This window comes from Micromonospora sp. NPDC051296 (assembly GCF_040682255.1).
GTDB lineage: Bacteria > Actinomycetota > Actinomycetes > Mycobacteriales > Micromonosporaceae > Micromonospora > Micromonospora craterilacus.
This window is the reverse complement of the sequence record NZ_JBFBAO010000405.1, coordinates 1-5,850: the sequence shown is the minus strand read 5'-3', so window position 1 is coordinate 5,850 and position 5,850 is coordinate 1. Positions and strand designations below refer to the sequence as shown.

The window sequence follows — 5,850 nt, the reverse complement described above, 5'->3', positions numbered from 1 at the left end:
CGCGGCGTGAAATCGACCGCGTCGGCGAACGCCTCGGTACGCACCGGCCAGGTCGGGTACGGCGGCGGGAAGGGTCAGCGTCGGCGGCCGTACGCCCCCGCGACGAGCGAGACGCCGACCGCGGCGAAGGCCACCTGGATGGCCAGCTCGATCCAGTCGACGCCCCGGGTCTCGGCCACGCCGAGCACCTCGGCGACCAGCGTGCCGAGGATCGCGGCCACGATACCGATCAACAGGGTCAGCAGGAGCGGGATGCGCTGCCGGCCCGGCACGACGAGCCGGCCGAGCGCACCGATGATCAGACCGATGATGATGGCGGTGAAGAAGCCGGTGATTTCCACGAGAGCCGTCCCTCCAAACGTCAACGTTGGCGCCGACCTTCTGCCCGGGCCCGCGTCCTTGTCAAACTCCGGCACCCGCCGCCGTTGGGTTTGTCACGCAACCGTCACAGTCGAAGCTCACTCAACGGGGGCTGATCAGGACGGCGTAATCGGCCGCGGTGAGCGGGTCCGACGAGAGTGAAAGGTCCGCCCGGGGCACCCGCAGTGGCACGCCGTCGCGCACGAAGAACACCGCCTCGACGTCGGTGCGGGCGGTGAGCGTACACACGAGCTGCCCGTACGCGAGCAGCTCGTCGCTGCGGCCGGTGTCCGCGGCGGCCGGGCCGACCGTGACCCGCGCCCGCCCGTCGACGAGCTCGACCACGGCGTTGCTGAGCGCGCCCGGCAGCGCGCTGGTCAGGCCGTCGTCGCGCTCGGCGGGCGTCGGCCCGGCGACCAGGTCCTGCAACAGCGCGTCGAGGGTGGGCACCTGGTCGATCCGGCGGATCACCGGCACCAGCCGGTCATCGCGGGTGAAGTAGAGCATCTCGGTGACGGCCCCGGTCTCGGCGGCCGTCGGCGCGGCCGTCGCGGTGTGCGGAAACGGGCCGGGCGGCGGGGTGACTGTCCGGGGACGGTCCTCGGCGGGCACCCCGCACGCGGCGATCAGGGTCAGCAGGGCGGCGGCCAGCACGGTGCGGGCGGCACGGGCGTTGGTCATGTGACACTCCCGGGCAGGGTGATCCGGAACCGGGCGCCGCCTTCGGGGCGGTCGCTGACCGAAGCGTCGCCGCCGTGCGCGGCGGCGTGCTGGGCCACCAGCGCGAGCCCGAGACCGGTGCCGTCGCCACCGCCCCGGTAGTTGGCCGCCCGGCCACGAACGAAGCGGTCGAAGATCGCCTTCCGGTCCTCCACCGGCACCCCCGGGCCCTCGTCGTCCACCTCGATGACGCCGGTGTCGCCGTCGCGGGAGAACCGCACCAGGACCGGACCCGCGCCGTAGCGCTCGGCGTTGTCGAGCAGATTCGCCAGCACCTGCGCGACGCGGCGCTGGTCCACCTGCCAGGTCGCCGGGGTGTCCTCGTCGAGCTGCACCATCGACTCCGACAGGTTCCGGTCGCGACACGCCTGCCGGGCGAGTTCGTCCATGTCGACCGGCTCCCGGTGCACCGGCTGATCGCTGCGCGCCAGGTCCAGCAGGTCGTTGACCAACTGCTGGAAGCGGTCGATCTCGTCGGCCACCAGTCGGGCCGCGGTGGCGGTCCGCTGGTCCTGGTTCTCCCGGCGGCGGGACAGCACGCTCGCCGCCGCGGCGAGCGTCTGCAGCGGTGAGCGCAGCTCGTGACTGACGTCGGCGGCGAAGCGCCGGTCCCGGTCAATGCGCCGGGCCAGCTCGTCGACCATCCGGTTGAACGATGTGGACAACCGGGTCAGGTCCGGGTCGGTGTCCGGGGTGAGGCGGGTGGTGAAGTCTCCGGCGGCGATCCGCTCGGCCGCGTCGGCGACGGCGGTCAGCGGGCGCAGCCCGTGCCGGGTGGCGTACCAGCCGAGCGCCGCCCCCGATCCGGCCACCATGATCGCGACCGCGGTCAGCGCCAGCGCGAGGACCTGGAAGGTCTGCTCCAACTCGCGCAGCGAGGCGATCTCGTAGAACTCGGCCGACTCCGACAGCGGCACGCCGACCAGCATGACCGGTTGGTCGTCGACCCTGATCCGCTGCACCGCCGGCTCCCCCGCCATGACCAGCTCCCGCAGCCGTGGCGGGATGGCGGCGGTGGAACCGTTGTCGGCGGCGCGGCCGTACCACTTTCCGTTGAGATGCAGCAGCGCCCGCCGGCTGGTGCCGGTGTCCAGCGCCCGCAACGCCTCCGCGACGTCCGGGTTATCGGTGTCCAGCCCGATGCGGACCACCGCCGCGTCGTAGTACGCCGCCCGCAGCACGGTGCGTTCCCGCTCGTCGAGCAGCGTACGGCGGGTCAGCTCGTACGACACCAGGGCCATCGAGGCCGACAGCAGCAGCGCACCCACGGCGAACGCGGTGGTGACCCGGGCACGCAGTCCGAGGCGTATCATCGCTGAAGTTTGTAGCCCAGGCCGCGCAACGTCACCAGGTGGCGGGGGTTGGCCGGATCGGGTTCGATCTTCTGGCGCAGCCGGCCCACGTGCACGTCGACCAGCCGCTCGTCGCCGCTGTCGTACCCCCAGACGCGGCTGAGCAGCTGCTGGCGGGAGAGCACCCGCCCGGCGTGCTCGGCCAGCTCGCACAGCAGCCGGAACTCGGTGCGGGTGACCGCGACCGGCTGGCCCGCCCGGCGGACCTCCCCGGCCTCGGGGCTGACCTCCAACTCGCCGAAGGCGAACACCGGCACCGCCGCTTCCACCGCGGCCACCGTGCGGGCCCGCCGTCGCAGGGCCCGCAGCCGAGCGGTCAGCTCCTTGATCGCCACGGGTTTGACCACGTAGTCGTCGGCACCGGCCTCCAGCGCGGCGACGATGTCATGGGTGTCGTCGCGGGCGCTGACCACCACGATCGGCACATCGTCGTCGCGGCGCAGCTGGCGGATGCACTCGAAACCGTCGATTCCGGGCAGCATCAGGTCGACCAGGACGTAGTCCGCCGGCTCCCGGCGCTGCGAGCGCAGCCCCTCCTCCGCGGTCGCCGCACCTCGGGCGTCGTAGCCCTCGTCCTCCAAGGCGAGCAGCAACGCCAACCGGATCCGGTCGTCGTCCTCGATCACCAGTACCGCTGTCATACCCGAATCATCCCCAAGCCCTCACCGGCCGGCCAACCGCGCCCGGCTTACGGGTGTTTTGTCACGCAACTGTCATACGTCCGCGCGGTGCCCGCCAATCCGGCTGGGCAGGGTGAGAGCCGACCTCGGGACACCAGGAGAGGGGGCCGCCGCCGTGACCACGCCACGACGCCCCGAGTGCACCGTTCCGCTGGTGGAGGTGGCCATCACCGAATTCGACCTGGCCTGCCTGCGGGAGACCGGTGCGGTCTTCGACCAACTGCTGACCCTGCACCCGAAGCAGGTCGTGATCGACCTGTCCGGCTGCCGGCACATCGACGCCGCGGCCATCGGCCTGCTGCTCGACGTGCACCGCCGGATGGTCCGTGCCGGCGGCGTGCTCTCGGTGCGCAATCCCAACCCGCGCATCGCCCGCATCCTGCAGACCGCCCGGCTCGACCAGATCCTGCCGGTGCACACCGACTCCGAGGCGCCGCCGACCGTGGTCACCGATGCCGCGACACCGCCCGCCGGCGGCACCACACTCCCGGTTGCCGCCCCGCGCACGGCGGCGTACGGCCGCGCTGCCGTCACCGTACGCACCTGACGCGCCGCAACTGACGCACGGATCCCCGAGTACGAGGAGCAGCATGACCATCGCCGGGATCGCCGCGGCCATCGCCGTCGGCCTCGCCGTCGGTGCGCTCGGCCGGCTCCTCGTCCCCGGCCGGCCGAGCGTGCCGCTGTGGCTCACCATGACCATCGGCGCCGTCGCCGCGCTGCTCGGTGCCATCAGCGCCTGGCTCGTCGGCGTTCGGGGGTTCAGCCTGTTGGGCCTGGTCGTCCAGGCCGGTCTCGCTGCGGTCGGCGTGGTGATCGTGGTCGCCACCGCCGGCAAGGAACGCTCCGACTCCCTCTGACCGTCCGCACGGCGACGGCGCCACCCGCCCGACGCCCCGAGTCCGTGTCCCGGCCGCACCGGCCGCGGCACCGGAGAGGAAGCAGGATGACCGTCGTACCGGACGACAACCTGATGACCCTGATCTGCGACGTCTGCGGCGAGACCACCACCGGCACCGCGTGCGTGCTGCCGGACGCCGAGGTCGTCTGGACGCTGGTCTCCGACCACGGGTGGAGCGGTTCGCCGTTCGCCACCGGCCCGCACCGCTGCCCACGGTGCAGCACGCTGCCACCGGGCCCGACCCCGTCGGGGGGCGACCGCGCCGGCGGGCAGCGCGGCATCGACCGCATCGGCGACGTGATGGTGGTCGCCACCAACGGCGATCTCGACGCGGACGCCGGCAACGCGCTGCGCACCGCGCTGCGCGGGGCGGTCGACATGGGCGGGACGGTCGTGGTGGACCTGGCCCGCGTCCAGGTCATCGACCCGGTCGGGCTGGGCCTGCTGGTCCGCGCCCACCGCGAGGTACGTGACCGCGGTGGACGGCTCTGCCTGGCCGCACCGTCGAGGTTCATCCGCACCGTGCTGCACACGATGAAGCTCGACGGGGTCTTCCCGATCTACGACGACCTCGATGCCGCCTTCGCCGAGTTGCGGGCGGCCACCCGGCCCGAAGCCCCGGCCGACGCCCCGGCGCCCCTGCCGAAGAGGCGTCGGCCCGCCAGCAGCATCACCGTGTGACCGCGCGGTAGGTCTCCGGCCCGCGACGGTTCCAGCCGGTCCGCGGCACCGGCTGCCCGGCGTAGGCGGGTGTGGCCGACCAGGTGGGCGAGGGCCGGGCCCGCGCCCACCTGGCGGATGGTCAGGAGGCGGCGGAGAAACCGCCACGGCGGCGCAGCCGGCCGATCCAGCCCTGCGCGGTGTGCCGGGGCACGCCGTAGTGTTCGGCGACGGCGGTGACGGTGCCGGTGCGGTTGAAGACCTCGACGACGTCCTCCGGCATCCGCCGGTAGACCCGACCCTTCGGCACCGGCGCCTCGGTGCGGCGACGCCCGGCGCCGGAGGCCGCACGGTTGGCAACGGACCGCACCGACCGCTTGCCGGCGGCGGTGGCGCGCGGCTGCTCGGCGGACGGCTCCTCAACGGCCGGCCCAACGGTGCTCTCGACCGCGGCCGGCGTCGCGGGCGCCGCGCCGGACGGGAACAGCGCGCGCAGCAGCAGGTTCAGGTCGAAGGTGGGGAGGGTCGGTGCCGAGATGCCGCTGCCGGCCCGCATCGCAAGCTCCACGACTCGCGGGGTCGACCCGTCCATGTCGACACAGATGACGGTTTCCGTGTCGGCATTCTCGGCTCTGATGGTGATTGTGTAGTCACCCATCGCTACCCTCCGCTGTTCGTCACATGACAGCACACACCCCGACAGTGTGGTGACTCGACATCATAACCAGACTAGCGGATTGAGCAGGCTCCTTACAGATGCCGAACCGCCGAGTGTCGGCATGACCGAACGTAGCCGACACACACGCCATGTGGCGGGCCGTCACCGGCGGGCCGGGGTGAAGCGTCCGGGCAGTGACTTCACCCCGTTGACGAAGTTGCTTTCCAGCCGGACGACCGGGCCGGTCAGCTCGAAGCGCGCCAGGTGCGGCACCAGTTCCCGCAGCATGGTCTGTGCCTCCAGTCGGGCCAGGTGTACGCCGAGGCAGAAGTGCGGCCCCATGCCGAAGGCCAGGTGCGGGTTCGGGTCCCGGTCCAGGCGCAGGGTGTCCGCGGCGTCGAAGACGCGTGCGTCGCGGTTCGCCGACACGTACCACAACACCACCTTCTCCCCCTCGGCGATGGGCTGACCGCACAGTTCGGTGTCCCGGGTCGCGGTACGCCGAAACTGCATGATCGG

At 72.5% G+C, this 5,850-nt stretch carries 8 protein-coding genes and 1 pseudogene; 3 read left to right on the top strand and 6 right to left on the bottom strand.

Translation table 11 applies throughout. The features are described from left to right. Positions 1-74 precede the first annotated feature (74 nt). From AB0M52_RS29290 to AB0M52_RS29275, 4 genes are all read right to left on the bottom strand, one after another. The gene (locus AB0M52_RS29290) at positions 75-341 is read right to left on the bottom strand and encodes a GlsB/YeaQ/YmgE family stress response membrane protein (RefSeq protein ID WP_363960410.1); all 267 of its coding nucleotides are present in this window, start codon (positions 339-341) and stop codon (positions 75-77) included. A gap of 121 nt (positions 342-462) precedes the next feature. Beyond that, positions 463-1,041: a GerMN domain-containing protein gene (locus tag AB0M52_RS29285; protein WP_363960407.1), complete on the bottom strand. Its 579-nt coding sequence runs from the start codon at positions 1,039-1,041 to the stop codon at positions 463-465. Continuing rightward, on the bottom strand, positions 1,038-2,393 hold the full coding sequence (locus AB0M52_RS29280; RefSeq protein WP_363960405.1) for a HAMP domain-containing sensor histidine kinase: 1,356 nt from the start codon (positions 2,391-2,393) through the stop codon (positions 1,038-1,040). The genes AB0M52_RS29285 and AB0M52_RS29280 overlap by 4 nt, the downstream gene beginning before the upstream one ends. Then, positions 2,390-3,073 (bottom strand): response regulator transcription factor, encoded by a 684-nt coding sequence (locus AB0M52_RS29275; protein WP_363960402.1) that lies wholly within the window; start codon positions 3,071-3,073, stop codon positions 2,390-2,392. Before AB0M52_RS29275 ends, AB0M52_RS29280 begins: the two co-directional genes overlap by 4 nt. Before the next feature lie 154 nt (positions 3,074-3,227). Here AB0M52_RS29275 and AB0M52_RS29270 point away from each other — a divergent pair, with 154 nt between their 5' ends. The 3 genes and pseudogenes from AB0M52_RS29270 to AB0M52_RS29260 form a co-directional block, all read left to right on the top strand. Then, positions 3,228-3,659, top strand: a complete 432-nt coding sequence (locus AB0M52_RS29270; protein ID WP_363960399.1) for an STAS domain-containing protein — start codon at positions 3,228-3,230, stop codon at positions 3,657-3,659. A 43-nt stretch (positions 3,660-3,702) separates the two neighbouring features. Continuing rightward, on the top strand, positions 3,703-3,972 hold the full coding sequence (locus AB0M52_RS29265; RefSeq protein ID WP_363960396.1) for a GlsB/YeaQ/YmgE family stress response membrane protein: 270 nt from the start codon (positions 3,703-3,705) through the stop codon (positions 3,970-3,972). A gap of 86 nt (positions 3,973-4,058) precedes the next feature. Then, positions 4,059-4,583 (top strand): annotated as a pseudogene (locus AB0M52_RS29260) (STAS domain-containing protein); the annotation flags it as partial. A gap of 232 nt (positions 4,584-4,815) precedes the next feature. On the opposite strand, the gene AB0M52_RS29255 reads toward AB0M52_RS29260, so the two are convergent. Together AB0M52_RS29255 and AB0M52_RS29250 are read right to left on the bottom strand one after the other, a co-directional pair. Next, a complete protein-coding gene (locus tag AB0M52_RS29255; protein WP_363960393.1) occupies positions 4,816-5,331 on the bottom strand; it encodes a hypothetical protein in 516 nt (171 codons plus the stop codon). A gap of 162 nt (positions 5,332-5,493) precedes the next feature. Next, positions 5,494-5,850, bottom strand: a 357-nt coding sequence (locus AB0M52_RS29250) for a cytochrome P450 (RefSeq protein ID WP_363960390.1), incomplete at its 5' end; no start/stop codon positions are given.